Source organism: Pyrobaculum neutrophilum V24Sta (assembly GCF_000019805.1).
Lineage (GTDB): Archaea > Thermoproteota > Thermoprotei > Thermoproteales > Thermoproteaceae > Pyrobaculum > Pyrobaculum neutrophilum.
The window spans coordinates 597,695-622,208 of the sequence record NC_010525.1 but is presented as its reverse complement, the minus strand read 5'-3'; the positions used below and the strand labels follow the sequence as shown (position 1 = coordinate 622,208).

At 55.8% G+C, this 24,514-nt stretch carries 28 protein-coding genes; 14 read left to right on the top strand and 14 right to left on the bottom strand.

From position 1 onward, the window contains the following. Positions 1 to 14: 14 nt before the first annotated feature. The 3 genes from TNEU_RS03470 to TNEU_RS03460 are packed head-to-tail and all read left to right on the top strand — an operon-like array spanning position 15 to position 1,687. Positions 15 to 1,016: a transcription initiation factor IIB gene (locus tag TNEU_RS03470; protein WP_012350053.1), complete on the top strand. Its 1,002-nt coding sequence runs from the start codon at positions 15 to 17 to the stop codon at positions 1,014 to 1,016. A 27-nt stretch (positions 1,017 to 1,043) separates the two neighbouring features. Then, positions 1,044 to 1,352, top strand: coding sequence for an HIT family protein (locus TNEU_RS03465; protein ID WP_012350052.1), 309 nt, complete (start codon positions 1,044 to 1,046; stop codon positions 1,350 to 1,352). Continuing rightward, positions 1,349 to 1,687, top strand: a complete 339-nt coding sequence (locus TNEU_RS03460; RefSeq protein ID WP_012350051.1) for a hypothetical protein — start codon at positions 1,349 to 1,351, stop codon at positions 1,685 to 1,687. Before TNEU_RS03465 ends, TNEU_RS03460 begins: the two co-directional genes overlap by 4 nt. Here TNEU_RS03460 and TNEU_RS03455 read toward each other — a convergent pair. Beyond that, the gene (locus TNEU_RS03455; protein WP_148682320.1) at positions 1,684 to 1,992 is read right to left on the bottom strand and encodes a hypothetical protein; all 309 of its coding nucleotides are present in this window, start codon (positions 1,990 to 1,992) and stop codon (positions 1,684 to 1,686) included. The two genes, TNEU_RS03460 and TNEU_RS03455, sit on opposite strands and share 4 nt — an antisense overlap. Positions 1,993 to 2,073: 81 nt before the next feature. On the opposite strand from TNEU_RS03455, the gene TNEU_RS03450 reads away from it, so the two are divergent. Continuing rightward, complete coding sequence (locus TNEU_RS03450) at positions 2,074 to 2,538, top strand: ribosomal protein L13e (RefSeq protein WP_012350049.1); 465 nt, start codon at positions 2,074 to 2,076, stop codon at positions 2,536 to 2,538. On the opposite strand, the gene TNEU_RS03445 is transcribed toward TNEU_RS03450, so the two are convergent. Then, positions 2,539 to 3,252 (bottom strand): helix-turn-helix domain-containing protein, encoded by a 714-nt coding sequence (locus tag TNEU_RS03445; protein WP_012350048.1) that lies wholly within the window; start codon positions 3,250 to 3,252, stop codon positions 2,539 to 2,541. A 93-nt stretch (positions 3,253 to 3,345) separates the two neighbouring features. Here TNEU_RS03445 and TNEU_RS03440 point away from each other — a divergent pair, with 93 nt between their 5' ends. The 3 genes from TNEU_RS03440 to TNEU_RS03430 are packed head-to-tail and all read left to right on the top strand — an operon-like array spanning position 3,346 to position 6,001. Further along, on the top strand, positions 3,346 to 4,335 hold the full coding sequence (locus TNEU_RS03440) for a coiled-coil protein (RefSeq protein ID WP_012350047.1): 990 nt from the start codon (positions 3,346 to 3,348) through the stop codon (positions 4,333 to 4,335). Continuing rightward, entirely contained in the window at positions 4,335 to 5,330 is a 996-nt protein-coding gene (locus tag TNEU_RS03435; RefSeq protein WP_012350046.1) for a DUF373 family protein, read from the top strand. The genes TNEU_RS03440 and TNEU_RS03435 overlap by 1 nt, the downstream gene beginning before the upstream one ends. After that, the gene (locus tag TNEU_RS03430) at positions 5,327 to 6,001 is read left to right on the top strand and encodes a TRM11 family SAM-dependent methyltransferase (RefSeq protein ID WP_012350045.1); all 675 of its coding nucleotides are present in this window, start codon (positions 5,327 to 5,329) and stop codon (positions 5,999 to 6,001) included. The genes TNEU_RS03435 and TNEU_RS03430 overlap by 4 nt, the downstream gene beginning before the upstream one ends. Here TNEU_RS03430 and TNEU_RS03425 read toward each other — a convergent pair. The 4 genes from TNEU_RS03425 to TNEU_RS03410 are packed head-to-tail and all read right to left on the bottom strand — an operon-like array spanning position 5,998 to position 8,762. After that, a complete protein-coding gene (locus TNEU_RS03425) occupies positions 5,998 to 6,429 on the bottom strand; it encodes an RNA-binding domain-containing protein (protein WP_012350044.1) in 432 nt (143 codons plus the stop codon). The genes TNEU_RS03430 and TNEU_RS03425 overlap by 4 nt on opposite strands. Next, positions 6,426 to 6,938: an AAA family ATPase gene (locus tag TNEU_RS03420; RefSeq protein ID WP_012350043.1), complete on the bottom strand. Its 513-nt coding sequence runs from the start codon at positions 6,936 to 6,938 to the stop codon at positions 6,426 to 6,428. Before TNEU_RS03420 ends, TNEU_RS03425 begins: the two co-directional genes overlap by 4 nt. Before the next feature lie 22 nt (positions 6,939 to 6,960). After that, positions 6,961 to 8,016: a tRNA (guanine(26)-N(2))-dimethyltransferase gene (locus TNEU_RS03415; RefSeq protein WP_012350042.1), complete on the bottom strand. Its 1,056-nt coding sequence runs from the start codon at positions 8,014 to 8,016 to the stop codon at positions 6,961 to 6,963. Beyond that, a complete protein-coding gene (locus TNEU_RS03410; RefSeq protein WP_012350041.1) occupies positions 8,013 to 8,762 on the bottom strand; it encodes a helix-turn-helix domain-containing protein in 750 nt (249 codons plus the stop codon). Before TNEU_RS03410 ends, TNEU_RS03415 begins: the two co-directional genes overlap by 4 nt. 147 nt (positions 8,763 to 8,909) lie before the next feature. Here TNEU_RS03410 and TNEU_RS03405 point away from each other — a divergent pair, with 147 nt between their 5' ends. Beyond that, positions 8,910 to 9,428 (top strand): RNA-binding protein, encoded by a 519-nt coding sequence (locus TNEU_RS03405; RefSeq protein ID WP_012350040.1) that lies wholly within the window; start codon positions 8,910 to 8,912, stop codon positions 9,426 to 9,428. On the opposite strand, the gene TNEU_RS03400 is transcribed toward TNEU_RS03405, so the two are convergent. Continuing rightward, a complete protein-coding gene (locus TNEU_RS03400; protein WP_012350039.1) occupies positions 9,402 to 10,079 on the bottom strand; it encodes a serine/threonine protein kinase in 678 nt (225 codons plus the stop codon). The two genes, TNEU_RS03405 and TNEU_RS03400, sit on opposite strands and share 27 nt — an antisense overlap. Before the next feature lie 227 nt (positions 10,080 to 10,306). Between TNEU_RS03400 and TNEU_RS03395 the strand changes: the two genes are divergently transcribed. Next, complete coding sequence (locus tag TNEU_RS03395; protein ID WP_012350038.1) at positions 10,307 to 10,681, top strand: Sjogren's syndrome/scleroderma autoantigen 1 family protein; 375 nt, start codon at positions 10,307 to 10,309, stop codon at positions 10,679 to 10,681. Positions 10,682 to 10,709: 28 nt separating this feature from the next. Here TNEU_RS03395 and TNEU_RS03390 read toward each other — a convergent pair whose 3' ends face one another. Next, on the bottom strand, positions 10,710 to 11,966 hold the full coding sequence (locus tag TNEU_RS03390; protein WP_012350037.1) for a glycosyltransferase family 39 protein: 1,257 nt from the start codon (positions 11,964 to 11,966) through the stop codon (positions 10,710 to 10,712). A gap of 410 nt (positions 11,967 to 12,376) precedes the next feature. Next, the gene (ileS, locus tag TNEU_RS03385; RefSeq protein WP_012350036.1) at positions 12,377 to 15,310 is read right to left on the bottom strand and encodes an isoleucine--tRNA ligase; all 2,934 of its coding nucleotides are present in this window, start codon (positions 15,308 to 15,310) and stop codon (positions 12,377 to 12,379) included. Positions 15,311 to 15,367: 57 nt separating this feature from the next. Here ileS and TNEU_RS10230 point away from each other — a divergent pair, with 57 nt between their 5' ends. Both TNEU_RS10230 and TNEU_RS03380 read left to right on the top strand, forming a co-directional pair. Then, on the top strand, positions 15,368 to 15,532 hold the full coding sequence (locus TNEU_RS10230) for a hypothetical protein (RefSeq protein WP_012350035.1): 165 nt from the start codon (positions 15,368 to 15,370) through the stop codon (positions 15,530 to 15,532). A gap of 103 nt (positions 15,533 to 15,635) precedes the next feature. After that, positions 15,636 to 15,875, top strand: a complete 240-nt coding sequence (locus TNEU_RS03380) for a hypothetical protein (protein WP_012350033.1) — start codon at positions 15,636 to 15,638, stop codon at positions 15,873 to 15,875. Here TNEU_RS03380 and TNEU_RS03375 read toward each other — a convergent pair. After that, positions 15,868 to 16,152 carry a hypothetical protein gene (locus TNEU_RS03375; protein ID WP_012350032.1) on the bottom strand — a complete coding sequence of 95 codons (285 nt, stop codon included), beginning with the start codon at positions 16,150 to 16,152 and terminating at the stop codon, positions 15,868 to 15,870. The genes TNEU_RS03380 and TNEU_RS03375 overlap by 8 nt on opposite strands. A 1-nt stretch (position 16,153) precedes the next feature. After that, on the bottom strand, positions 16,154 to 16,777 hold the full coding sequence (locus TNEU_RS03370) for a hypothetical protein (protein ID WP_245521981.1): 624 nt from the start codon (positions 16,775 to 16,777) through the stop codon (positions 16,154 to 16,156). A 173-nt stretch (positions 16,778 to 16,950) separates the two neighbouring features. On the opposite strand from TNEU_RS03370, the gene TNEU_RS03365 reads away from it, so the two are divergent. Next, a complete protein-coding gene (locus tag TNEU_RS03365; protein ID WP_012350030.1) occupies positions 16,951 to 17,523 on the top strand; it encodes a helix-turn-helix domain-containing protein in 573 nt (190 codons plus the stop codon). A 341-nt stretch (positions 17,524 to 17,864) separates the two neighbouring features. On the opposite strand, the gene TNEU_RS03360 is transcribed toward TNEU_RS03365, so the two are convergent. Beyond that, a complete protein-coding gene (locus TNEU_RS03360) occupies positions 17,865 to 19,823 on the bottom strand; it encodes a DEAD/DEAH box helicase (protein ID WP_012350029.1) in 1,959 nt (652 codons plus the stop codon). A 45-nt stretch (positions 19,824 to 19,868) separates the two neighbouring features. Here TNEU_RS03360 and TNEU_RS03355 point away from each other — a divergent pair, with 45 nt between their 5' ends. Then, the gene (locus tag TNEU_RS03355; RefSeq protein WP_012350028.1) at positions 19,869 to 20,771 is read left to right on the top strand and encodes a bifunctional phosphoglucose/phosphomannose isomerase; all 903 of its coding nucleotides are present in this window, start codon (positions 19,869 to 19,871) and stop codon (positions 20,769 to 20,771) included. Further along, positions 20,768 to 21,346, top strand: a complete 579-nt coding sequence (locus TNEU_RS03350) for a peptidase A24 (protein ID WP_012350027.1) — start codon at positions 20,768 to 20,770, stop codon at positions 21,344 to 21,346. The genes TNEU_RS03355 and TNEU_RS03350 overlap by 4 nt, the downstream gene beginning before the upstream one ends. Here the strand turns inward: TNEU_RS03350 and upp are convergent. Together upp and TNEU_RS03340 are read right to left on the bottom strand one after the other, a co-directional pair. After that, on the bottom strand, positions 21,338 to 21,970 hold the full coding sequence (gene upp / locus TNEU_RS03345) for a uracil phosphoribosyltransferase (protein ID WP_012350026.1): 633 nt from the start codon (positions 21,968 to 21,970) through the stop codon (positions 21,338 to 21,340). The two genes, TNEU_RS03350 and upp, sit on opposite strands and share 9 nt — an antisense overlap. Then, positions 21,960 to 24,434: a M1 family metallopeptidase gene (locus TNEU_RS03340; protein WP_012350025.1), complete on the bottom strand. Its 2,475-nt coding sequence runs from the start codon at positions 24,432 to 24,434 to the stop codon at positions 21,960 to 21,962. Before TNEU_RS03340 ends, upp begins: the two co-directional genes overlap by 11 nt. Positions 24,435 to 24,514: the final 80 nt, after the last annotated feature.

Sequence of the window (24,514 nt, the reverse complement as noted above, 5' to 3'; positions counted from 1 at the left end):
CTTATAAACTCGCCATGACGTCCCCCAACCCGCCATCCTCTGGGAAACCCCTTAAGCTACGTATAAACAGAGATAGCGAGGGCTATTTAAGCCTTGTCACGGACACCGGAGAGGTATACCGGTGTCCCATATGTGGAAACGACAAGTTCATCTACAACTACGAGAGAGGGGAGGTGGTCTGTATCGTATGCGGCGCCGTGGTACAGGAGCAGTTGCTAGACCTAGGGCCCGAGTGGAGGGCCTTCACCTCAGAGGAGAGAGGCCAGAGGGCCCGCACCGGCGCCCCTCTAACTAGGCTTATCTCGGAGGCTCTTACCACGGTGATAGACTGGAGAGATAAAGACGTCTCCGGCAAAGAGCTAGACATAAAACGCAAGCTGGAGGTCATTAGGCTAAGGAAGTGGCAGACGAGGGCTCGCGTCCAGACCTCCTACGAGAGGAACTTCATACAGGCGGCTCAAGAGCTGGAGAGGCTAAGGAGCTCCATGGGTATACCGAGGCCATGTATAGAGCAAGCCCTAGAGATATACAGACAAGCGCTTGAGAAAGAGCTCGTCAGAGGGAGGTCCGTGGAGGCCATGGCCGCCGCCGCTCTATACATGGCATGCCGCATGATGAAGATGCCAAGGCCGCTTGACGAGCTGGTGAGGTACACAAAGGCCTCCAGGAGGGAGGTTGCGCGATGCTACCGCCTACTCCTACGCGAGCTCAACGTAAAAGTGCCAATAAGCGATCCCACGCTCTACATCTCCAGGATAGCAGAGCAGCTTAAACTAAGCGGGGAGGTGGTGAAGACGGCCATAGACATATTGCAGAAGGCCAAAAAAGCCGGCATCACCGCGGGCAAAGACCCGGCAGGTTTAGCGGCCGCTGCCGTGTATATAGCCTCTCTTATGCACGGCGACAACAGGACACAGAAGGACTTCGCAGTGGCCGCTGGAGTCACCGAGGTCACGGTGAGAAACAGGTACAAGGAGCTTGCAAAGGCCTTAAACATAAAGGTCCCAGTCAAATAGTTTTAATCACGGGTTTTTCTATGCCAAGTGGATCCGGTTTCCTCAGTCGAGGTCCCCCTCAGGCCTTTCAACGGGGGGCACCTAGTGGTTAAGCTCTCCAAGCCGATATACGAGATGAGGTTTGAAGAGCTAGCCACTTTAAAGAAAAAGATAGACTCGGTGATACAGGCGGAGAAGCGTGAGCTGAGGCCAGAGGGTTTCAACATATATATCTCGGATAGCGAGATACACATAATACCGCGTTGGTGCGGCGATGTAAACGTGGCTTTTTTCGGAGGGATGAAGGTCATTCCGCAGTCAAGGGAGGATCTGGAGAGGCTGGCCCGGGAGGTATGAATCTGACGCTGGATTCCCTCTCCATCTTGGCGGTGGTCGCCCTGGGAATGTTATTGACGCAACGTATTCTCCACGACTACAAACTCGTGGCAATATTCAAAAGGTATCCCCTCCCAGCGGTTGCCAAAAGCGGCGGCATTATAGATCTAGAGAAGCTGTACATATTTGTCCAAAACTTCAGCTACAGGATAGAGACGAGAGGCACGGTTGAAGTTGAGGTGAAAAACCACATGGTGAGGATCGTGGCGGGGACAGGCGAGGTGGTGATAAACCTCGAGGCGTGGGGGTACCTAGACTTCTATAGAGTCCGGAGAGTGGTGAAGGTGGTCGCCTAGGTCTCCAGCTGGCGGAAAAGCATTATTATCTGTACATCCCAAGCGAGGAGGAACGTATACGCCACTATCTGGAGCACAGCCGCCGAGGCCATAGAGAGGAAAAACCCAATGGCGTCTATCAAGAGAATTAGGCTGACTAACACAAGCGCGACCTCCCCCTCTTGTACACTTCTGATTATCGCAGCGGCCACGGCCATGAGGATACAGCTCACCAACAGGACCGCGTCTAGGTTTACCGTAGCTATGAAAATCACTAGGGCTATGATGAGCTTAAACACGGCTACGGTGGCTAAAGCCCTGTGCATCTTGGGAAAGTTGGTAGGCAGTAATAAGTTTAGAGCCGCCCGCATGTGGAAAGTTTATAAAGAGGGGCTATGTAGCGGCATATGGCTGAGGTGCCTAAGCCGCTTGTTAAGGCGCCTGCCAAGATAAGTAGCGGTGGAATTACCAGGTGGAAAACCGGCAGAGGGTTCTCCCTAGGCGAGCTGAAGGCGGTAGGGCTAAACGTGGAGCAAGCCCGCCTACTCGGCCTACCCGTAGACGAAAGAAGAGACTCGACGTGGCCGCAGAACGTCGAAGCACTACGTAAATGGCTTGTAGATCTGCTGGAGGGCAGAACCCAGCCGCCTTCCATCTCCAGAGTCGAGGTAGTGAAGCAAAAGAGAGGCCGCGCCTTCAGAGGGCTCACAGCAGCTGGGCGGAGATCCCGCGGCTTGATGACCACGAAGTTCAGAGAGACGCACAACTACAAGTACCACAAGAAGGCGAGGGAGAGACGGCTGAAGAAGAGGCACGAGGCTACCAAGGGTCTCGGCAACCTGTTGAGAATATCAAGAATACTAAAGAAGTAGCTATTTCAGCTGTCTAAGGTTTTCAATTAGCTTCTCAATGGGCATTGTTGTAACCGCCAGCGGTATATAGCTCCTTTTCGCTATCTCTACGGCGAGCGGGTCTACAGCCTCCGGCTTAATTCCGTGTAGCACGACGATGGACGGCCTTATGCTTAGCACAGAGGACATGGACTTAATCGCTATCATCGGCGATCTACCTGTGGAAACCTTTGTAAACACCGCCGCCCTCTGCGACGTACTCCCGTAGAGCCTGACGTACTCCACTGGGGGCACCTCCAGGGCAAGCTTAACGCTGTCTACGACAGTGTATCCGTGGATGTCTGAATCCTGTGCGGGTCTTACCAACACCTCCGCCTCTATGGCTTGTAGAAACGTCGAGATGGGAACAGGCTCGCTGAACTCCCTCATGTCGAGCACGGCAACCCAGAACTTCTCCCTCAGTAGTTGCCTCTCTAGTAGGCTGAGCACAAGCCCCCCACGCTCGAGATCGCTGTCTATCAACGCTTGGACAAACTTCTTCACAAACCTAGATCCGGGGAACTTCCTCCTACCCGACTCATAGTCGCTTATTACGCTGGGCGAGGTGTTAAGCCGTGAGGCAACGGCGGTTTGCGTCAAGCCGAAGATTAAACGCCACTTTTTAATAGCCTCCCCTGGGTTGTCCGACATAATTATGTCGCCTGCTATATAAACTCCAATGTGTTGGTAGCTCATCGTTGCGTTATGAGAAGTTTTTAAAAAATTTGCCGATTCCCGGAGGGGCGTGCCTTAGTGTTAAAATTTATTTAAAAGAGCTTTCCCAGAGGCGTGTATAGTAGGGAAGAGTTGCTTGAGAAGATTCGTGAGGTGAATTCTCGTCTGGACGAGATCCAGAGACAGATTGACGACATCACTAACGAGATAAACGCGAAGAAGAACCTCCTCGCGGAGATCCGTAAACAGCTTGCGGAGGTTAGATCGCTCATAGAGGGAAAGAGAAATCAGCTTCAGAAGACCAGGGAGCTGATTGGGTCCCTTGTGGAGAAGAAAAGCCAGATAATAAACCAGATACGTGGCTTACGTAACGAGCTTATACAGATAAACATCACGTTGCAGAAATACAGGGAGAAGCTGGTGGTTTATAGGAACCTGCTATCGACGCTCAACGAGTACGCCGGGGGTAAGACTCTGGAGAAGGAAAAGCTCAAACGCATCATTGAACAGCTGGAGTACTTCTTCGAGACCTCGCCGACAAACCCCGAGTGGGAGCGCCAGTTCATAAAATACGTCAGCCAGATAGAGAAGGAGCTGAACCTCGTCGATTCTATGGAGAAGGTGAAGGCCCATATCGCCGAGCTGAAGAAGCAGGCTGACGAGTATAAGAACAAGCGTGAGTCTATACGTAACGAAATTGCGAGACTTGTCCAGGACCTCACCACGGTAAAACAGGAGCTAGCGCAACTGAAGGCGAGTAGGCAGGAGATATATAAGGAGCTGGCCAAGCTTAAAGAGAAGAGAGAGGAGCTGAAGAAGCAACGTGAGGAGGTGAAAGCCGCAATTCTCCAGCTTGCCCTAAGGCGCAAGGAGCTTAGGGAGAGGAGAAGGGCTATACAAGAGGAGTTGGACAAGTACAACATTTTACTTAAGGCGCTGGAGCTGGCGGAGAAGAACAAAGCTAGGGCTCAGGCTAAAGCGGCGGCTACCCAGAGCCTCAAGGAGAGGGCCGATCACCTGTTCAACAAGCTACTCAACGGCGAGCGGTTGACCCACGACGAGATAAAGATATTGATAGAGGCGGGGTATCTGCCTGAGGAGTAGTGCGCGTCCTCGTCCTCTATGTTGATCGTGATGGAGATCTGAAAAGCCAGGGCATAGAGACTCCTGTCTTAGGGAGAGACGACGTTTTGAGGTTGGGCATTAGGTACATCCTCCAGAACCCCGACGACTCAGACGCAAACGCCATATTTGCAGCCGTGAAGATCCACGACAGGTTGGCGTCTGAGTACGGCGTTGAAAACGTAAATGTGGCGGTGGTAAGCGGATCGCCGGATCCTGCGGTCGCGGATGTGGTTGTGCTTAGGGAGCTGGAGCAGGTGTTGGCCTCCTTTGAGGCCGACGCCATATATTTTGTATCAGACGGGCCTAGCGACGAGGCGGCTCTGCCGGCGATACAGAGCAAGAGGCCTGTGATATCTGTCCAACGGGTTGTCGTTAAACAGGCGAGGGGCGTGGAGGAGACGGTGACTCTGTTTAAGTACTACCTAAACAAGGCGGTAAGAGAGCCGGAGTATAGGCGATACACCGTAGGGGTGCCCGCCCTGTTGGTATTTATGGCTCTCCTCGGGGCTTTTTTCAACCTGGAAGTGGTCAAAGGCGCTATCAACGCAGTATTTCTATTTGTAGCTTTTTTCGCAACTCTCTACGGGTTCGGGATATACGACTTTTTGAGGGATGTATTAAGGAGGTTTGAAATAACGTTTATTATAACGCTGGTATCTCTATTCGTCATTGTTATATACTTGGTATCGATAGTGCTTCACGTCTCTTGGATACCTGACTACGCGGCTTTGTTAGCGGCGGCGTTGCCCTACGTTTCATATCTCGCAGAGGCGTATATCACGACGGGCAAGATAAGATATGGGGGGGTTATCGCAGGCGTTGCAACGGTATCCTTTTTCTACTTCCTCCTCCCTGTTTTGGTCAAACCGCCTAGAGATATCGTGGAGACGTTTATAGCGGTTGCCTTGTTCACCGCGTCTACCTTCGTCGCGGTTGTCGTTGTTTACATGGTGAGGGCTCTGTCGAGGAGGTGATCTGTAGAGTGGAGTTGAGCCGTAGATATCCATGTCTCGCCAGAGAAGAAGCGCTGGCGCTAGGCGAACTCGGCGGTTGTACACCTGTAGAGCTTAGAGACGGGTCGGCGACCTTCATCTGCGGAAGTTGCGAGATCTTCGCCAGGGGGGCTCTAATAAAGTCGGTAAACGGGATCAAGGTCAAGAGGGAAGCTCCCGCCATTCGCAGATCCGTGAAAACCCTCGACCACATAACCGCTAGACTGATGGTAAACCTGGCCAGGGTTAAACCGGGCCACAGGGTATGGGAGCCCTTCGTAGGCACCGGCGCTATAGCGTATGAGGTGGAGAGGGCGGGGGGCTACGTCGTTGGCGGAGACGTGGATGAGAAAGCGCTTAAGATAGCCAAGTTGAACATACGGGGTGACGTGGTGCTTAGCGACGTCCTCCTACCACCAGTTTCGAAGTTCGACGCAGTGGTGGGCGATCCCCCATATGGCCGCCTCACGGCGTCCGCTATGGACGTAAGGCCGTTGCTCAACGTCTTTTTGGAGGTGGCGCGGTCGCATGTGGAAAAAGGCGGCTACTTAGTGTTCGCGTCGCCTGTCTACATAGACATGCCTCTTCTCAGAAGTTGTGCCATGTATCTACACGGCGGCCTCTATAGGGTCATCTACATCGAAAGGGCTTAGTCGGGAGGCGGGGCCTCGTAGTACACCCTGCCTCTATACGTCCTAGGCGCTAGCCAATCCAAGAACTGCCTCACGTTGTTTGTTTTCACAGTAAAGGTGATGGGTCCCAGGGGCGACTCGCCGGGTTCTGTGACGAAGGATACAACGCCGACGTACGCCGCCTGCTTATTCACGGAGAAGACGACCGTGTCTTCGCCAACTACGCCTTTCGACAAAACGCTCCTAGCGGCGTCTTGGATCCCCTGGCGCCATATCGCGCTTCTTAGCTTCTCTAGACATCCTGCGCCTTCGCAACTGGCCACTAGCAACATCCCCGAATCGCTTTCTCTCTCCTCAACCCTCTTTGGGGTGAAGACGTTTTCCAAGGCCTTCAAGACCTTCGCCTTGTCTTCCGTATATCTAACCTCCACAACGGCCTCCACCTTCATAACAGCCGCGCAACCTCGGCCTCTAGTGCCTCTATGTCCTTGCCCTCGTTTACCAGTATGTAATCCGCTCTAGCTAGGAGATCGGCAAGCCCGAACTTAAGCTCTCTTATGTCTCGCATTAGGAATTGAGAGTAGGTAGAGGGGTCGTCGCTTCTGCCTCTCCCGGCAAGCCTCCTAAAGCGGGTCTCCCTAGACGCAACTACATATATCAAAGTCACGGGGCCTAGGTGCTCCTCAAGCGCCTCAACCTCCTCGATGCCCCTCACGCCGTCTACAACGGCGTTTGTACCCCTCTTCATGATGTCTACTAGACGCCGCACTATTGCCCTCCTTCCCTCCTCGATTCTCAACACGACCGCCGCGCGGTCGGGGGCCGTGGCCGCCCTCTGCGCCTCCATGCGGACCACATCTCCAAGGCTGTAGTAGGCATACCCCCTCCTCTCTATTAGTTTAGCAACCGTTGTCTTGCCTGAGCCTGGTAGACCGGCAACTGCGAAGATCTTCGCCATGTCCACCACTGGAAACCGTTTATTAAAATAGGGCTCTCTTTACCTCGCCGTAGCCGGCGTCGGCTTTAAAGCCGTCTTTGGCCATGTGCGTCGCCGTGGCATATATGCCGCTACGCCTCAGCAGATCCAGCGCCTCGGCTAAGGTAGGGCTGACGCCCTCTACCGCGAACTCAGGCAACCTGTAGTGCCAAGGCGCCTCTATGGAGTACTCTTGCTCCAAGACGCCTAAGAAATCGCTGTATACGCCGTGTTGAGCCATCTGGTGCATGATAAGCGGATCTCCCAGGGGCCCCAGCCAAAGCGGCCCGGACGAACTCTCGTCGGGTAGCTGTGTTGTCTGCCTCATGCCTCTGCGGTACACCACGTAGCCCACGTTTTGTAGGGCGTCGTCGGCGTCTCTGGCCCCTCTTGCAACTGCGACACATGTCCTAAAGTAGTGGCCCTCCCAGTAGGACATGAGGGGGCGTATCGAGAAATCCTCAGAGGCGGCGACCCTAGCGATAAACCCGACGAGGTTCCGTAGCCCGAGCTCGATGTAGAACGGGGTTTTCCTAACCGTAGACCAGTACCGGCGTAGACACTTCCTGGGATACCGCCCCACGAGAACAGCCGTGTCTGTGGCTGTGGCGCAGAGAAGCCCCTCGTCTCTAAGCGCTCTAAAAGCCGCGTGTATATAGGGCGCTGGAGATCCGAAGGGGTCTATATCGACGACGTCGCACACGTTTTTCAGCCTATGTAGCAGGACGTTTGCGTCGTCGTTGTACACTTCGCCGTCTACCCCATTTAGCTCGAGGTTCTTCTTTATCAGCTCTGCGGCGTCCCTAGAGATGTCGTTAAGCACAAGCCTTGCCACGGCCTTGCTTTCGACGGCATACCTAATTCCCCTTACGCCTGTACCGCTTAGAGGTTCACATACGGTGAGTCCACCTCCCAAGGTCCTCAGGAGGAGCACAGACAAGGTCCTGTTTTTCTCCATCGCGGGGTTGTAAAACACAGGCGCTGAGTATATACTTCCGTACCTCTGCGGATCGGGGGCGTAGAACTGGACAGCCCCCTCGCGCCTAAGAACCAGGTTCACGCCGTCTCAACATCCGCGCCTAGAGCGTACGCCAGCTCTACTGTTTTCCTGTACCTCTCGCGGTCTCTCGAAATAAACACCACACCATCCTCGACTTTTACAGCGTCTGGGTGGCTCTCTAACAGCTTGTAGGTCCCCCTACCCTCCTCCCTGCTTTTCAGCTCCTCCGGCTCTATCTTGGGCTTTCCCTCAACATCGAACTTCTTAACCACCTCTTCCCCGAACATGCTTATCAGCTTCTGCGCAACTCTCAGAGGGGCCTCGATTTCGCCTCTTTCATACCTATACACCGTCTCCCGCGTTACCCCAAGCTCGGCGGCTAAAGCGCCGAGGCTTAAGCCGGCCCCCTCTCTCCTCCTCCTCAGCTCTTCACCGTTTATTACCGCTGTCACAGAGCCGCGGCCTAGCTTGAACGCGGGTAGTCTCCCTCCCAGAGCGTCTGTAAAGGTAGATAGGGAGAGAAATACGACGTTATCCTTAACGTAGACCACCCCCCTCTGGAGGATCTGCCCCCTCACTCCAGAGACAAGGCAGACGCTGGTGGCGTCTGTATGTGCGCTGAGGATCTTCAAGTCTCTTACGGCGCTGGTAGGTATCTGATCAGCGTCTGAGGCTACCCTCATTATGTACTTCTTGCTACCGAACTTAGCGACAAGGGTGTAGGCATAAGGTCTCGATGTGTCAATAAACAGCTCCTCTCCCATGTTCCTAACAATGTTGAGGGTAGCCTCGAGCAACTTCTCCACTAAATGGTAGTTGGTTAAACATTTAAAAAATTAAAGCGCCGTAATACCACGGTGACGAAACCTGGCAAGGCCTATAGATGACGACGTATTTATGCGCTGACTGCCACATAAAGCCAAAACATTAAAACGGAGAGGGTTGGATTTTCAATGAAGCGCGTCCGGCTGAGCAATAAGGAAGTCAAGACGCTCAAGGAGACATACAGCCAGCTGGCGCCTGTGTTAGAGAGCGCCGACGTGGTGGAGGTTGTTCAGATATCGGAAAACAGCGCGCTGTATTTAGTCGACGGGGAACCCCTCCTCCTAAAGGCGACGGCGGGGGAGCTGGGGGCTTTCATCGTCCCAACCCTGTACCTAATACACAAGTCGCAAAGGGGGAGGCTACTCCCCAACTACCCAAGGGCGGTTGTAGACCCAGGGGCTGTTGCGCGTATTGTCAACGGCGCAGACGTCATGCGGCCTGGAATTCAGCAGTTTATAGGCGATTTTAACAAAGGCGACGTTGTACTTGTCGCAGACGGCAAGGGCAGGGTTATAGCCATATCGGTAGCGCTGTACCCGCGGGCAGAGATGGAGCAGATGCAGAAGGGCAAGGTGCTCCTAAACGTCCACCACCTCGGCGACAAGATCTGGGACCTCTCCCTAAAGCTGGTCAAGGAAAAGCCTTAGCACCTCCCTATAGGCGTCCTCACACAAGCACCTCTTGTACCTCCTCAAGGCGTCGACAGGCGGTCTAAGGCCTAGGCGCATTAGCCCATTCGCCGCCTGGGTTAGGTTGTTTCCACCTCCCAACGTTGCCGATTCGAAATCGATGATGACAGGCCTGTCGCCCTCAACCAACACGTGCCTCTCCAGCCTAGAAAGCTCGTTGTGGGATATACGAGCGAGGTCCAGCCTATAGGTCTGCCACAGTAGCTCCTCGACGAATGCCCGCCTCTTCTCCCGAGGCGCGGAGCTCCACCACGCATCGAGGTGGACCCCCCTCACGAAGAGATACGCCACAACATCTCTAGAATAGGTATAGACCTTGGGGCCCACGCCCGCCGTGTTTGCCAGATGTAGAAACTGGCCCTCCAAGGCTAGAGAAGCCCTTGAGGAGTCCCCCCTCCTCAGCTTACACGCCAGCTCCAACGCGCCAACCGCAGGCCTACACCTAAAAACAACGCTGTTTGTGCCCTTCCCAACGGCCCACACCCCGTTTACCAACACCGTACCCCCCACCTCTAGCTCCAGCTGGAGCTCCCTGAGTTGTTTATACACGCCTAGGGCGTGCTCCACGCCGCCCCCCAGAGCAAGCAGAAGCGTCTCTACAACCGCCATAGCCACCTGAGGCTAGAGGGGAGCGCCATATCCGGCGTTCAATGTACAAAAATAAAACCATTTAGCAGGCGGGGAAATGAGAAGCCGATAAGGCGCGCCTTGCAGACGTCGCTGCGTCCCCCTTCGCTCTGCCTAGCTCCTACAGCAGAGACCCTCTAGGGCTGGGAAAAGTAGCGGTGGTTTTACTGCGGCGCAAGTGTTTATATGTCTCTCCTCCGCGAGAGGCCGTGGAGAGGAGCGATGTCGTGAAGAAGATAGCGCAATTGGTTAGGGCGGGCGCGGCGCTTACTCCGTACACCTGCCCAGCCTGCGGCACGGTCCTCGTTAGATTGAAAACTGGGGAGCTCTACTGCGCCAACTGCGAAAAGACGGTGGTGTTGGTGAAAACCGAGGAGGAGGCCCAGGAGAAGCTTGAGGTAATACAGCTTAGGGAGGTGAGAAGGATAGTCTTCGACAAAATACTTCAACTTGGTAGAGAGCTTGAGAAGCTTTCCGCATCTGAGATGGTGGACCACTTGCGTTCTATGTCGTTGCTTCTTGACATATACGAGAGGCTAAGCCGAGTCCAGTCCGAGTCAAGCAGACGGCACGCCGCTACCTAGTGCCGCTGAGGATCAACGGCCGCAAATCCTAGTTTTCTACAGCTGCAACGCCTTGCGCATCTCCGGCGGAGGACGCCCGCCCCCTCCTAGCCACCTCTGCTAAGAGCTCTGCGACGAGTATATGGGCAAGCGGCGAGAACTGCGTTGTGTAGAAGCTGTAGAGGGTGTGGTTGCCGAGTAGGTACACAAGCCAGTAGCCGCCGTAGGTGGATAGGTAGAGTAGCGATACGTCGTCTCTCCTGTAGAGGGAGTAGACAAGCGCGACGAGATACGCGGGGGTACCTGACGCGTAGATGTCGGGGTTGATATATAGCGCAAAGCTGTTGTGCATGTAGAGCCAGTCTAGGGGGTTGGACGCCACGGGGCCTGGGGGTCTAGAGGTTGTGTGCCAAGATAACGCCGCGAGGACCTCATGTATCCACCTCTGGACCCCCAACTGGCCCGCTATAGGCATATTCGCTAATATAAACGTCGAGGTGGCCATGAGGAAAACTGCGGCGAAGCTCCAGAGGCTCCTCCTCCCGTATATGTAGGCGAGCCCGAAGAGGGGGAAGGCGCCGGAGTATTTCACAGAGGCGGCGAGGCCCAGCGCCGCTCCAACGCCCAGCGGTCTCCCGGAGAGGTGGAGGTAGACGAGGAGGGCTGTGAAAAACGAGAGGTATATGTCCAGCATAGCAATGCCCGACATTGCCCTAAAGGTGTTGTCTAAAACCATAAGCCCCGTGCCCACGAGCGCCCACGTCTCGCCTGCCACACGTCTTGCTGAGAGGAACACGAGCACGAGAGTGGCCGCCCCAAGCGCCATAGAGGGGATCCTCCAGAAGAGCGGCTCGTCGCGGATGGCCTCCATAAGCCCAATCACGTATTTCGCTAGCGGGGGATGTTCAAAGTTGTAGTAGCTGAGTATCCCCTCCTTGTCTGGATATGGGAACCCCCTCCTTATATAGCATTTAACCTCGCCCGTGACTGTGACGGCGTTTAAGTTGGAGTACTCCTTCACGATCTTGCTCCCGTTGGTGAGACAGTCCAACGTGGTGGTGTAATACGGCGAGTTCGCCGGAGTTTTAAAGAAGTCGTGCAAGATGTTTCTCGCCGACGTGACGTACCAAACCTCGTCGCTTATATAGCCGCCGTCTCCCGGCAGACCATCAGACCCGGGCAGAGTAGCCACCGAATAGGCGAAGTAGAGGAAGACGCCAACCACCACGGCCAAGGCAAGATAGACCTTCACAACGCCCCTATCCCCCTCTTGGCCCCTCTCCGGGGCCCCCAGGGGCTTGCCCACAGCGCGCCGTGAGAAGAGGGCGTGTCATATGGGGGACGCGGCGCCGAATGGTCGGCATTCGCCGTCTGAGCGCCCTCATCAGCCGCTCCAGAGGCCAGCCGCCGCTCATGTACGAGGAATGGTATCAGGTTAAAAGTTTGATGATTCAGGGAAGGAAAAGCGGGTAGTTTCTGGAGGATTTCCTAATGTGGCTTGGATAACCGCTTGTTCACGTCGTTGTCCTAAAGTCTCTGAGGATTTCCGCCTACCTGTCAAAGATCTGCGTGTTTTGGTGCAGAATCAGCGCTGCATACCTTCGTCATCGTTCCAGAGCGGTCGAAGTCATCACGGTTTTTAATGTAGCGTGTAAATATAATTGTGATGACGTGGTTCTACTGCGATTGACGTGAGCGTGCCCCTACCCAACTGAGCTAGGCCTTCCTTATCGCTATGGCCACCTTTTCGCCTGATATCTCCCACACCTTGCCGTCTACTTCCTCTCCAATAGTCAGCTCCACTGCACGGGTCTCCCGCTGTATGTAGTCCTTAAGCGTCTCCACAGCCTTTCTGACGTCTTCCGACTTGGTGCCAACGGCGACCTTGATCATGTCGTTTATCTCTAGCCCAGCCTCCTTACGCATCACCTGGATCCTGCGGACGATCTCCCTAGCCAACGCCTCGTAGTAAAGCTCTGGCTCAAGCTTGGGGGGTATACAAGCCTCGACGGCGTCTTCAGAGGCTTTTACATATCCACTGGGGCAACTCCCCGTCTTCACCTCTTTCACGTTGCCGAGGTATTTCAGAAGCTCCCTGTATCTATCGAGATATCTTCCGCCGTTTATGTAGACCTCTCTTATCGGCCAGCGGAGTTTTATACCGGCTCTGTTTCTGGCTTCGGCTAGGGCTGAAAAAGCCGTGAACAGTTCGCGGAAGGCGTCCACCAGCTCTCTCTCGATGGGGCCCGCGGTTGGGTAGCTCGCGAGGTGCACCGACTCGGCGGCTCCACCTTCGTACTTTTTCACGTAGGCCTGCCATAGGTACTCCGCCACAAAGGGCGTAAATATAGAGCCGAGTACTATCACGTTTTTCAGCACGTGGTGTAAGACGGCGTATGCTGCGTATTTGTCGTCGCTTGGTTCTTCGCTCCAGACGCGCCTACGTAGTAGTCTTATGTAGCGGTGGCTGAGCGTCTCGACAACGAACTCTCTCCAGAGGTTGGCGGCCTTGTGGAACTCGTAGTTTTTCATGTATTGTGTAAACGCCTCCACAAGCTGGTTGAATTCGGAGAGCAGCCATCTATCCTCCTCTAGCGCCTTACTGAGCCACTTCTCGAGTGGGTACTTCTCGGCTGTGAAGCCGTCTAGCGCCATGTAGGTGTCTGCGAATTTTACGACGTTCCATAGGATGTTTAAATCGCTTATTGTGGTCTTCACCTCGTCGGGGTCAAAGGCAAGGTCCTCCCAGGGGGCCGCCTTCGATAGGATGTAGAGCCGGACCGGGTCCGCGCCGTATTTCTCAAAGAGGTCCCTCGCCCATATGACGTTGCCCTTGCTCTTAGACATCTTCTGGCCGTGTTTGTCTAGGATGAGGCCCTGGATCAATACGGTTTTGTATGGGGCCTTTCCGACGTAAACCATCGCGGAGGCCAGTAGCGAATAGAACCACCCTCTGGTCTGGTCTATGCCCTCTGTTACGAAGTCGTATGGGAACAGCCTAGACCAGAGTTCTCCGTTTCTCTCTCCGTCTACGGCTGCGATCCAAGCAACTCCGCTGTCTAGCCACACGTCCATCACATAGGGCTCTCTAACCCACTCGTCGCAGTCCTCGGTCTTCAGCACTACTCTATCTATCCAGGGCCTGTGCACAAGCCAGAAGTCGTCTACTGGCGGGAGCTCCTTAGCCAGCCTCTTCAGCTCCTCCAGAGACCCCACGACGAGGATCCTCCCGTCTTTTCTACAGCGCCATATCGGGAGCGGGGTGCCCCACACCCTGCTCCTTGAGATGTTCCAGTCGCGGGCGTTTTGGACAAAGATGTCGAATCTATCCCTGAGCTTCTGGGGGACCACGTTTACCCCCCTTAGTTCTTTGTACATGTGCTCCCTGATCTTAGATATAGCGATGAACCACTGCCTATCTGCCCTAAGTATGAGCTTGGTGCCGCACCTCCAGCAGTGGGGGTACTCATGCTTTATCTCCTCCGCCTTGACTAGGAGTCCCTTCTTTCGGAGGTCTTCGATGATTTCTTTATCTACGTCGTGTACATACTTCCCAGCGTATTTGCCGCCCATTTCGTTGTATATGCCGTTGATCTCCACGCTGTTAGTAACCCTGAGACCGTACTTCTTCGCGACTTCGAAGTCCTCGGGGCCGTGGCCGGGCGCCATGTGTACAAGTCCCGTGCCTTGGTCTAGAGTCACAAAATCGGCGGTGACCACCGTGTATGTCCTCCCCGCCCTCTCCGGCACCTCTTCAGCAAGTGGGTGCGTGTAGCGGAGGCCGAAGAGCTCGGAGCCCCTCTTCACCTCTACGATGCGCCACCTCCTTATCCCAAACAGCTCCATCAGCCTTGGCGCTAGCTGCTCCGCGACCCACCACTTCTCCCCGTTCTCAACCTCGACCTTGGCGTAGGCGTACTCCGGGTGAACCGCCACGGCCTCGTTGTCGACTAGGGTCCAGGGGGTCGTGGTCCAGATGACGAGGTACTCGTCCCCGCGGCCCTCAACCCTAAACTTGACGTATATCGAGGGGTCTCTCCTCTCCTCGTAGCCAAGGGCCACCTCGTGGTCGCTGAGCGAGGTCTCACACCGGGGGCAGAACCACAACACTCTGTAGTCCTCTACCAACAAACCGCGTTCATACGCCTTCTTGATCACGCGCCAAGCGTATTCAATGTATGTAGGCTGCCTGGTTTCGTACGCGTTTTCTACGTCAAGCCAGAGCCCCAGCCTCTCGGTCCCCCACTCCCTCCAGTATGTGAGATACTCCTCCACAAGCTCGTTGCACTTTTTGGCGAACTGCTCAAGCCCATATCGCTCAACCTCCTTCTTGCTCCTTAGCTTAAGCCTCTTCTCCACCTCCCACTCAACCGGCATGCCCTGCATGTCCCAACCACCCTGCGGCCAGACGTCGTAGCCCAGAAGCCTGTGGAACCTAAGCACCACATCTTTGTAAGTCCGTCCTCTGACGTGGCCTACGTGCGGCATCCCGTTGGTGGTAGGCGGGCCCTCAAGGAAGGCGAAGATGGGGCCTCCGCGCCAGCTCTTCCACTTCTGGAATATCCCGTTTGTCCGCCAGTACTCTAGGACACGTCTCTCAACCTCGTATGGGACGTAGGTAGGCTGTAGCTTAAAATCCCCACGGGACATGAGATGGCGGCTGAATTTAAGTTTTTAATAATTAGCTTTTAAACCCAGAGTAGTGACGTGAAAACGGTAGAGGAGTCCCTATACAACGCAGTGGTATCGGCGGTGGTGACGGCACTTCTGCTAGCCCTCGCCTCCTTGTTTCCACTCGGCGATCTTGCCGCCGTATTAAAAGCCGCGTTTATCGACATAGAACACATGAGGACTTTCATATCTACGCTATGAGGCTCCTGTACCACCTCTTGCTCACAATACTGGCAGTAGCTACGCTATATATCGCCGTACTAGCCTTCCACCAAGTGGCGACGCTGAGGGAGGTCTTCTGGCCATGAATGCGCTGGAAATCGCCCTCGCCTCGTTGCTCTTCGCCCTATGCGTAATACTTGAGATATATATAGGCACCCTCACTACAGCGCTGGCATATGAGAAGTACGTCTTTGAAGCTACGCGCCACGCCCAGTGCAAAGCCGCCGCCAACTCCACAGGTTCCCTAGTGGTGGCCACTTGTCTCAAGTTGGGCTTCAACGGGACCTTCGAAGTAATTCCCTACAATATCACGGTTAACTAAGTGTATAGACAAGATTGCCCTCTTCATCAAGCCGCTTCCTTATCTTGCCCTCCGACACGAGCTTCTCCACGGCTCTAATAAGTTCGGCCGTTGTTATACCCCTCTCTTTTGCCCAACGCAACGCCTCCTCCTTAGTAACCGCCTCTCTGCTCGTCAGCAGTTTGTAGAATTCGTCTGCTACGTCTCTCTGTTGCTGGACATTCCTCCGCGCCGGCTCCTCCCTCTTTTCCACAAAGTCGAAGAGGGTTGGCCCGCGCCTCTCCTCCCTCTTCTTCATGTCATGTAGTGGCAAAGATGCTATATAAGCTCCAGACCGTACACCTGAGATCCACCTCGTAAAGGCCCTGAGGCGGCTTCTCCCTGCCGCACTCCCTAGTCAACACCTTATCGGGTGGCACATAGAGGGACTGGCCGATTTTAACGCCGTGTCTCCCGTAGTAAGTAGCGACGGCCCTCTCCACGGGATCCCCCAGGTAGCGATAGCTTCCGCCGTCTCTATCAACCGCCCCGAGCTCCTCCGCCAACTGCAACAACGTCCTAAAAGCCACCTTGTTTAACCAGGCTGTAGGCGACAACTCGGAAAGCTTGCCGTTCACCAACTTGTACAACTCCTCCCTCTCCACGGCGCTGCGTTCCCTCAAGACCTCCATAAGAAGCTTGAACTGGGGCACTCTTTGATAAAACAGGGCGTAGTATACCGAGACGCCGATGAGCTCCCTCAGCGAGACGAGCCGCATCCCTAGGCCGGTCAGACGTACAACGCCGTCGGCCACCTCCACGACCCCAAGTCTCTCCAGGAAGCGGGTGATGTCGCCTCTACCCCTCCCGAATTCAAGACCCGCCTCTCTCAGCTCCTTGAGAGAGACGGCGTTTTTAGCGACATGTATAACGTAGCTGTCCAACTTTTGTATTCTTATGGGGGGAAACGTAATCGAGCGCTGTAGGGCGGCGGCCACAACTAAGGCTAAACAGGAGCTTAAAGGGTGACGGCCGGGAGCAGGATAGAACCTAGATATTACAGGGGCTGCCCCAGCTAGGCGTTAAAAATTTATATGTTCAGACGAGTAGCAAAAATATGGATTTGAAGGAGGAGGTGTTGCGTCTATTGCGCGAGAGAGGTGAGGTCACCACCACCGAGATAGTTAACGCACTTAAGCAGCCGAGGCACAGAGTGCTTAAGGTGCTCAATAAGCTCTACTTCGAGGGCGCGGTGGAGCCCGTGAAGAAAAACAGAAAGTACTACTGGAGATTAGCGACAGGCTACGTAGCCGTGGCGCCGCTCCATCTATCGATAGAGCCTGTGCTATACATCGAGGGAGTCATCGAGCCCATATATAGAAGGGTGCAGGACAGAGTAGACGCCTTCATATTTACACACGTAAAGAACAGGGAGTACTGGTTGTGCGACTGCGGCGTAGGCTACAGCATAGTTACAGACCAGCCTATAGAGGGTTGCGAATGTAAAATGCGCCACGCCTTCGGAGAAAGGAAGCTGGCTATGCTCTACCTGCCCAAAGACCTCAAGTTCAGGTACTGGAGGAGCTACAGATATGCCGAGGGAGACGTGGAGTTCATAATCCTTCTACCAGAGGAGCGGGACTCGCCGGAGCTCGTCAAGAAATACGAGACATACGAGCAGACAGCCTAACCGTCTATTCGCCGCCTTATAGGGTGGAGTTTCTCCTCGCCCACGCCGTCATGGGTAGCCAGGCTACCTCGGGCGCGGGGTCGAGGGGCCAGACGGCACGCGGCCCCTCTCTGGGCGCAGGCCCGGTCGGGGCGCGGCCCCTCATGAGACGCCGCCCCTCACAGCTGTAAGGACGTGCACACATATCTAAAGCCTTTTGCCTGCGCGTTTGGCTCATGGACGTATGTTACGTAGAGGAGAAAAGGGGGCTGTCCCCCAGGCGGTTGAAGACGTGCCCCCTGCTCCTGGGTTTTTACAGACGTGCCCCGAGCTCCCGGGGGAGGGCCTGCGCTGTTAAGAGGCTAGCTTCTCCTAAGCCATGTAGTTAGGGGGGCGACCTTCCTCAGAATCGCGTCTAGGTCCTGCTCTGTGACCCTTCTGCAGATGGTCTCCTCTATTACATCGTCGAAGTGGCGCATCTCCGATAGAGCCTCCTCTACGGTCCCCCTTGCAACGAGCTCGTAGACCCTAGCAACTTTTTTGCCGGGGGCGGCTCTGACCACGCGGCCGACGCGTTGGATCATCTGCCTCTTCGATCCAGTGCCGCTCACAACCACCGCGACCTCTGCGTCTGGCACGTCGACGCCCTCGTCAAGAACCGTCGTAGTAACAACAACTCTGCTGACGCCGGAGCTGAACCGCCTAAGCGAGATCTCCCGGTTCCCCTCCTCTGAAGTTATAAGCTCGGCAGAAATGCCCAACTCCCTTATCCTCCTATGGAGCTCCTCGGCCTGGTCGATAAACTGGGTAAACACCAACACCTTAGACCCAAGGGAGACCTCCCTAGCTATAATGCGCAAAGCCGCCTCTATCTTCCTGGCGCTTTTCGCGGCCGTGTTCCTCAGAACTATGACGTTGTCGTTCGGCAGAGTACGGTAAGCCGCCTCCTCCTCTTCGGACAGCCTAATATAGACTCTATAGTGCTCCACAGGCACGACGAGGCCGGCCTCCACCATGGAGCGGTAGGAGGCTCTGTATACGATAGGTCCCACCGACTCAAAGATAAGGTGTTCGTTCTTGTCCTCCCTCTCCGGCGTCGCCGAGAGGGCGAGCCTATAGGGCGAATCTAGGCCAAGCGCCACCTCTTTAAAGGTCTCGGCTGGGACGTGGTGGGCCTCGTCGAAAATAACCAACCCAAACCTCCCCACGAGATCCTCTATGTACTTAACCGCGGAGTTGTATATAGCGACGGTGACCTCCCTCACCTCTCTAGCGCCGCCTCCAAGCATACCCGGCGATATGCCTAAGTGGCGTCTGATACGCTCAACCCACTGCAGAGCGAGCTCCCGCGTGACCACCAGGACTAGGGCGGATACGCCGGCTCTATACATCGCATCTAGACCGATAAAGGTTTTGCCGCCTCCCGTGGGAATGACCACGGTACCCCTCATGCCGCTTGAAACCCACCTTTCCACGGCCTCTTGTTGGAAGGGATATAGGGAAAAGGACCTCTTGTATGCCACACGCGGGTGCTCAACGCCTACGTATTCAACCGCGTAGCCAAACTCCTCCAGAATTTCGGCAACTCTACCTCTAACGAAGACGGGGAACTTCAACAGGTGGGAGCTCCCCTCTCGAGCTACTTTAACGAGCTTTATATCCCGCTCCTCCAACTCGCCCTCTTTGTTGACTACGTTGTATCTGAGCTTGACCTCTCCCAACTTTTTCAAGAGACCTGAGGCGAGGAAGTTAACCCTGGCGTAGTTTAGGCCAACTGAGGCGGTCCACCACCTCCTCCGTCGGATAAACAGCTCGCGTAGTTTATCCGACGAAAGTACAAGCTCCTTCGCGCTTTTCAACGCGGCGTCTACGTCCCCAAGCGTCTGCACCCCCCTAAGTACGGCCCTAAGCCTCTCGCCGCCCTCTTCCACAAATTCTTCGAAGGTGGAGACGCGGCCCACGCCTCTGCCCTCGGCTATAAACCTACGGAGGAACCCAGAGAGAGACACCAGATGGACGTCGCCCTCGCTGGAGATCACATGGCTTTTTAGCTCCTCCGGAAGCGCGCCCACCACAAGCACGGCGCCGCCGGAGACGTCGTAGGCGACTGTTGAAAGAATCGACACGTACTCTTCTTGGCTTAGCTCAAGCAGTTGTCTCAGCCTCGCTAAAACGCCGAGGTCTCTGGTCCTCCCCCTCCAGCTGGCGCCGTCCCACCTAAAGCCCAACCTCTTCAGCTCCTCCTTCACGCTAGAAATGCGGTCCCACCCCCACTCTCTAACAACCTCAACGCCGTTGACCACAACGCTGAAACGCGGCACATCATCACCTCCGCATGTTTTAAAAAAGTCGCCTCTGCTCTGTACGTGCTTGAGGACTACTTGAACTGGGAGCGCTACCTACTTACAGAGGTCGATGTCCCCAGGAGGTACACGGTGGACGGGGCAGAGGTGGAGATACAGCCGGCGCCTCGGCTATACATCAGCGGCATGGGGGGCTCCGGCGTTGTGGGGGACCTCCTCAGAGACCTATCCCTCGTATGGAACTGGGACTTCGAGGTGGTGGTTGTGAAGGACTACTTCCTAAGAGCTAGAGACGGCCTCCTCATCGCCGTATCCTACTCCGGAAACACCGTAGAGACCCTCCACACCGTGGAATACGCCAAGAAGAGGCGGATGCCGACCATCGCGATAACTACGGGGGGCCGGCTGGCGCAAGCCGGCGTGCCCGCGATAATAGTGCCTAAAGCCTCGGCGCCTCGCGCGGCGCTACCTCAGCTGTTCACAGCCGCTTTGCACGTTATACGGCACATCTACGGCGTAGACGTCGACGTCCCAAGCTCGCTGGGCCCGGTAGACCAAACCCTTGTGGAAAACCTGGCGAGGGATTTCCAGAGCAGACCGACCGTCGTGGCGCCTGAGAGCATGAGGGGCGTGGCATACCGCGTGAAAAACGAGTTCAACGAAAACAGCAAGATAGAGCCATCCGTGGAGATCCTCCCCGAGGCTCACCACAACTGGATCGAGGGGGCCGAAAGGCCCGTCGTGGCGTTGACAAGCCCCCACATACCCCCCGAGCACAGAGAAAGAGTAGAGGCAACGCTGGAGATAGTAGGCGGGGTGAAGTACACGGTGGAGATGCGCCCAAGGGGGATACTCGCCTTCCTTAGAGAGGTAGGAGTCGCGTCTATTAAGTTGGCTGAGTCCAGAGGAGTCGACCCGCTTGCTACCCCCCGGATAGACGCACTAAAGAGAAGACTTCAGCGATGATAGCGGAGGCGGCCCTAGGCGTCTTCATAACGCTGGCTGCGCTCCAAGACGTCAAGACGAGGGAGATAGACCCTCGGATCTTCCTAGCGGCCGCGGCTCCCGCCGCCGCGTTGATATACCTAAACTGGGGAAACCCCCTATACCTCTTCTCACTCGCCGTGGGAGCCTCCCTAGCTCTGCTAATGAGGGCACTTGGGTCTGGATACGCCGACTCCATAGCGCTGGCGCTTATCAGCGCTGCGCCGCCCATATTCTTTCTACCAACCCCCTTTGTGGTAGTTATGGCCGGCTCCGCGCTGCTACCGGCCACGATGCTCTGGCTTTTTCTAAACAACAGGAGGAGGCCCTGCCGCATGTCGGCGCTTGAGAAGATAACGCACATCTGCGTAACCCGCGAGGAGTTTGCAAAAAACCCGCTTAAATACATCGTGGGGGAGGTTAAAGACATGGAAAAATACGACCCGACTGCGGCTAGGGTGGAGGGGCAGTGGATAAAGGCTAAATACGGCCTCCCCTACCTGGTCTACCTAGCCGTGGGGTACTGGGTCTACTTGGTAGCGCGGGCGCTAGGTTAAGAAGGCGCGGTCGCCGGCGTCTCCCAGACCGGGCACGATAAAGGCCTTGTCGTTGAGGCCGGGGTCTATGGCTACCACGAACACCTCAGCCTCGGGGTATTTAGACAAGACGCGCTCTATGCCGACAGGTGTGGCTATCACAGAGACGACGATCAGCCTCCCCGGCCTCCCGGCGCGGTACACCTCCTCTATCGCTTTACTCATCGTTATCCCAGTCGCCAACATGGGGTCGGCCACCAAGACGGAGTCCCCGTCGATGTGGGGGATCTTGGAGTAGAAGATCTCCACGTCTACCGAGCCGCCCTCCTCCCTCCTCCTTGCGGCAACCACGCCGAGTCTCGCCTGGGGAAACGCCTTTAGTAGCCCCTCTACGAAGGGCATCGCGGCCCTGAGGATTTGTACAATGACAACTCTGTCAAGGCCCACGATGTCTATCCCAATGGCTTTGCCGAGGGGAGTCTCCACCTCCACCTCCCTAGTTGGAAAAGTCTTCACGATTTCGTACCCAACGATCCGCCCAAGTCTCACAAGTCCCTTCCTAAAGTCTGTGCCGGACGTGTGTCTGTTCCTCAGCTGGGTGAGGATGTACTGTGCGTAGACGTGGTCGATTACCTTAACCGGCATAGGATTTCCCTACGCGGTCGAGCAGCTTCCTGTACTCCTCCCGTAGCTTCTCCACCTCCTCCCTAAGCTTCTGGTATTCGGCGCCCCTCTCCATTGCCCTCCTAATCCTCTCGACCACCTCCCTGGCTACGCGCCTAATCCTGCCGTCTACGTCTCTCTCCATGCGCTCCTGGAGGTCAGGTATGAGGCGGTGGTCCAGGAGCTCAAGAGCCGCGGTCACAGCCGCGTATCTCACCCTGAAGTTCTCGTCGCGGAGGGCGGCCTTAACGGCGTCGAGAACCTCCCTACGTGGGCCGAACTTTGCGAGAGACTGCACGGCGGAGGCTCTCACATACGTCGGCATGTCGGACTCGGTATGCCTAAGGACCACCCTTAGCGCGTCGTCAGAGCCGAGCTCGGCCAACCCCTCCAGCGCCCCCCTCTTTATCACATCTAGATGGCTACTGTACTCCAGCGCCTTCCTTAGGCTGTGTTCGGCGTACTCCCACCTGATTCTGCCAAGCGCCCGCGCGGCCTCAGCCCTCACGTAGTAGCTCTCCTCGGCGCTGTGGAGAACTTTGTCGAGGAACTCGGCGGCCTCCTTCCGTCTGGCATTGCCAAGAGCCTCCACAATGGCGCGCCTAACCCTGGGGTGCCGCGCCCTCCAGTACCCCTCAATGAGCTTATACACGGCCTCCCCCGTGCCTATCTCGCCCAGAGCCCGCGCGGCCTCAGCAGCCACCCCCCAGAACCCATCGCCAAGCGCCTTCGCCAGCGCCTCCACAGCCTTAGGGCTCCCGTTTCTCTTAAGCGCCTCTACGGCCTGCAACCTGCAGTAGAGATCCTCGTCGTTTAACATAGCTATAGCGGACTCCAGAGGATACTGTAGGTCAAGCGCCTTCATGACCTTGAAGGCGGGGTCCACACATACGTACCTGGGCTTGCCCCCCGGGATCTGTAAAGCCACCTCCCTCTCGCCCAGCTGAAGCTCCCTCACCTCCCTCCTCCCGTCTTCATACACGACCTTAACCTCAAGCGGGATGGTGTACACGGGGTAGCTATCCTCTCCCTGGCTCTGCTTGATCTGCAACCTCAGAACGCCGTCTGAATAGCTCCACGAGATCTTCAACACCGGGTGGCCCGCTGCGTAGAAGAACTGCCTCCAGAACCACTCCAGATCTCTCCCCGACGCCTCCTCCAGGGCCTTCCGAAGATCCTCAATATCGACAGCCCTATACCTATTCCGCTCTAGAAACACCTTCAGCCCCCTCCTAAAGTCGTCGTCGCCGAGGAGGCTCCTCAGCATGTGGAGGACGACGGACCCCTTCTCGTAGGCATGTCTATCGAACACCTCGTCGGGGATCTTGTAGACGTTGGTGACGATGGGTCTCGAATAGCGGCGGGAGTACTCGCCCAGATACGTCCTGAAGTTTGTGTAGATCTCGTAGAGGTACTCCTCCCGGCCCTTGGACCTCTCGGTCCACAGCGCCTCTATGAAGGTCGCGAAGGACTCGTTTATCGCTATGTGCCCCCAGTCTTTTGCCGTGACTAAATCGCCAAACCACATGTGGGCCATCTCGTGGGCAACCAGCGGATCGGAGGAGAAGTCCTCCTGGCCGGGGCAGGGGAACTCGCCGTAGGGGCAGTGGGCGTGTTTGTCGTGTATAGTCCAGTCCGTCAGTATGGTAAACGTCGTGTTCTCCATCCCTCCGTATATGAACTCCGGCACCACCACCTGGGCATATCGCTCGTAGGGGTAGGGAACGCCGAGGTACTCAGAGAAGAACCGCATTATCTCGCAGGTGTTGTAGAAGCTGTGGCGCCACTCGCCGCCGACGTACCTCGGGATGTAGTACTCCAGCAAAACCTCGCCGCACTTCTCGCTATATATCTCGAAGTCGCCGGCGGCTATGGCCAAGAGATATGGAGACATGGGGTGTCTCATCTCCCAGACGTAGGTCCGGCTGTCCTCCCCCTCCTTGACCTCAACCAACAGCCCGTTGCTCCCAGCGACGAGGGGCTTAGGCACCGTCACCGCCACGGTCCAAGGAAACTTTATGTTGGGGGAGTCGGGCAACGGGACCCAGTAGCGGTTGTACTCGCTCTCCCCCTGGGTCCACACGTAGACGCCCCTCCTCTGGCCGTGGGGGGTGACGAAGTATATCCCAGCCCGAGGCCTAGCTCTGTATTTCACCGCCACTTCAACAACCTCGCCGGCTTTCCACTGCGGCTTAATCTCTATCTTCTCCCCGTCGTAGTAGAAGTCGTGGCTTACGCTTAACACGTCCATCTCAACGGCGTCTAGCACAACTCTAGCGCCGTCTTTCCTAGGTCTCAGCCTGTATTTTACGAGGCCGTCGACTGATCTGTTGGCCACGTCTATTGACACATCTAGCCGCATGTGGAGAACCTCGAACTCGTAAAACGGGGGGAACCTCGGCGTGTACTCGGGAAAGGCGAAGTCCCTCCCCACTAGGTACTTCATCGCGTGGGCCGAGACCTCCCTTTAAAAGTGTTGAGCCGAAACCGTAAAACTTAAAGCCTCAACCTCACAGGAAGGCGGAG